Annotated in this window: 3 protein-coding genes and 1 pseudogene; all 4 read left to right on the top strand. The window is 37.1% G+C overall.

Annotated features, from left to right (window positions below; genetic code table 11):
* On the top strand, positions 1-587 hold a 587-nt coding region (locus NBRC111893_RS11730; RefSeq protein ID WP_230402975.1), incomplete at its 5' end, for a type IV secretory system conjugative DNA transfer family protein.
* Positions 521-1411, top strand: a complete 891-nt coding sequence (locus NBRC111893_RS11725; protein ID WP_125009046.1) for a type IV secretory system conjugative DNA transfer family protein — start codon at positions 521-523, stop codon at positions 1409-1411. The genes NBRC111893_RS11730 and NBRC111893_RS11725, both read left to right, overlap by 67 nt.
* A 58-nt stretch (positions 1412-1469) precedes the next feature.
* The gene (locus NBRC111893_RS10470; RefSeq protein WP_225417751.1) at positions 1470-1916 is read left to right on the top strand and encodes a hypothetical protein; all 447 of its coding nucleotides are present in this window, start codon (positions 1470-1472) and stop codon (positions 1914-1916) included.
* A 260-nt stretch (positions 1917-2176) separates the two neighbouring features.
* Positions 2177-2590: pseudogene (locus NBRC111893_RS10465) on the top strand (IS30 family transposase); the annotation flags it as partial.
* Between the last annotated feature and the right edge of the window lie 43 nt (positions 2591-2633).

Here is a 2633-nt window from a genome sequence, read left to right as displayed (position 1 = left end):
TCCCGATTTGGTACATGAATAGAACAGCAGGAAAATACTTTTTGATTTATTTACTAATTAGCTGGGTTGTATGTCTATTACCACAGCGCACCTCGCTGGCATCTGGTGAACTTGGAAAAGCTCACTTTGTCAGTGAAACTGGCTTGAAAAAAGGCAATCTAATTAATAAAGACGGTATTGTTTTTGGTAAAAAAGGACGTCAACTGGTTGCCAAGCCCAATGATTTGGACGGGAACGTCGCTATCTTTGGTGGGGCGGGAACTGGAAAAACCGCTGGTAACTTAATTCCCACACTGCTAACTTACCAAGGCAATGCTTTTGTCGTCGATATTAAGCCTGAATTGCTTGCTAAAACAGGTCACTTGCACCCCAACAAAAAAGTATTAAACTTTCTTGATCCACAGTTAGCCTATGACCCCCTAGCAGCGATTGATAGTTATACAGATGTTATTGATTTAGCAAAAACAATTATTCCAATTAGTCCCGATATTAAAGAGCCGTACTTTAAAGAAAGCGCCAAATATTTGCTAGTGCGTGCTGGGAGTTCAAAGATAGTAAATCATTTAGTGAGATTGCTGAATGGTTAACCGCTAACACAGCTGATGATATTATCGAGTACTTATCTGCAAGTGAAAAATCAGAAACCAGAATTTTAATTAATGCAGTGGCAGGCATTAAAGCAGAACAATTAGCTAGCTTAATGAACGAGCTACGAAATACCCTAGTTGTCTTTGCCACTGACCCTGTTTTACGGCAACTATCAGGTAAAGGGGCAAGTATTAGTCCCAAAGATATTGAAGAAAACTGGATATATCTTGTCTTACCGGAAAGTAAGCTACAAGTATATAGCCGTTATCTATCACTGATTGTTTCTCAATTTACCCGCTACTTAACGCAACGCCCTGAAAAAGCACAACCAAATGTTTTAATGGCACTTGATGAATTTCCACGCCTAGGCTTTATGCCTGCATTTACGGACGCAATCTCAACATTGCGTTCACGCAATGTATCTGTGATGATTTTATTGCAGTCATTAGCACAGCTTGACAAAATTTATCAAGAAAACGGGCGCAAGGTCATTATGGATAATATGCATTATGTTGTTGTTCATAATGCCCTAGATAACACTAGCCAAAAGTATTTCTCTGATAGAGCAGGTGCAAAAACTGCTGTTATTAAAGGCACAACAGTGGGCACTGGTGGTTCAGCAGGAACGATTGACGCTTTATTTGGTAGTCATTCGACAAACTACAATCAACAATCAGTCCCACTTATCCGTCCTGAAGAATTTGCCACTCTTGAAAAGCCTATTCTATATGCCTATAAATTAGGTGTTGCCAGAGTGGACAAAGCCTATTGGTTTAATGACAGCCGAATGAAGTCACTTGTTGAACAAGGGGGTGTTCGCTAATAAAACGGCTGAAACCCTTGCTACAAGCGGACATCACGAAATCGGACGCCGACAAGAAATGGCTGAAACCCTTGATACAAGCGGACATCACGAAATCGGACACAATCTATATAAGACTAACTTAGATACTAATAAAGATACTAATAAAGATACAAGCATGCTTGATTTTTCATCAACTAATTTCTCTCAAAATGTTCTACAAAAACAAAATCAAGACATTGTAGCTAATGCAAGCGAATTTCTAGTATCAAACGGAAATTCAGGTAAAATTCCTTTAGAAGCTGAAACCATAAAGTTAATCAGTTTATGGTCTGCAAATGATCCAAAGAAAATGGAAAAAATGATTGGGATTATTTTTAATGCTAAAAAGGCAAGTGAAACATTTATTACTCAACAAACAGGAAAACCAACAACTATCTTTTTAGATAACTACGAGGATTTGCAACATGACATCACAGTTTCATTGAGAAGAACATTTAACGCTATTAGAAATAAAACAGGATAAAAAACAAAAAGTTAATCCTGAAAATTACATTTTTGGCGCAATGAGAAATACTTTGAAGTGTGGTACAGCGAATACCTGCAATCATTAAGTTAAAATGGCTAAATTAGCTCATATAAGAGCCATAGAGAAACTTTAAAAGCAACAAAGTACAAAGACTAGTAAAATGTCAAAAATGCCTTAGAAGCGTTATTAAAGGCAATTAAAATCAAAGGACAAGATAATATCTTGTCCTTTTTCTACCAGAAGTCAAGTGTTTCAATGCATTTAGGTTGTTTTATGAGCGTTATGGCAAAGCTGTGCGTACTATAACAGCCGACAATGGTTCTGAATTTATCTCATGGGACTTTTTAGAATATGTTCAAAAAGAGCTTAAAATTAAGCTATACTATGCCACACCGTCATCACCACAACAACGTGGTTCAAATGAAAACAGAAACCGTAAGCTACGTGATTGGTACCCTAAAGGCACGTCATTTAAAGATGTGAAACAACGACAATTAGATGAAGTAGCTTCAAAAATGAATGCTATGCCATTGAGACAGGCACTTGACGGTAAACGACCTATGGTAGTCTTTGAGCAGGAATATAAAGCCATGCAACGTTACCGTAGAGCTTATGAAAAGCGTAAACAACGTATGCTTGAAGTTAAAAAACAAGAATTCGAGAATAATTAAAAACGACATTGCAATTAAGCGGAGTAAATTGTATAATAAAAAA

The organism is Lentilactobacillus kosonis, assembly GCF_003864335.1.
GTDB lineage: Bacteria > Bacillota > Bacilli > Lactobacillales > Lactobacillaceae > Lentilactobacillus > Lentilactobacillus kosonis.
Note: the sequence above shows the minus strand (reverse complement) of the source record. Positions and strands in the feature narration are given on the sequence as shown.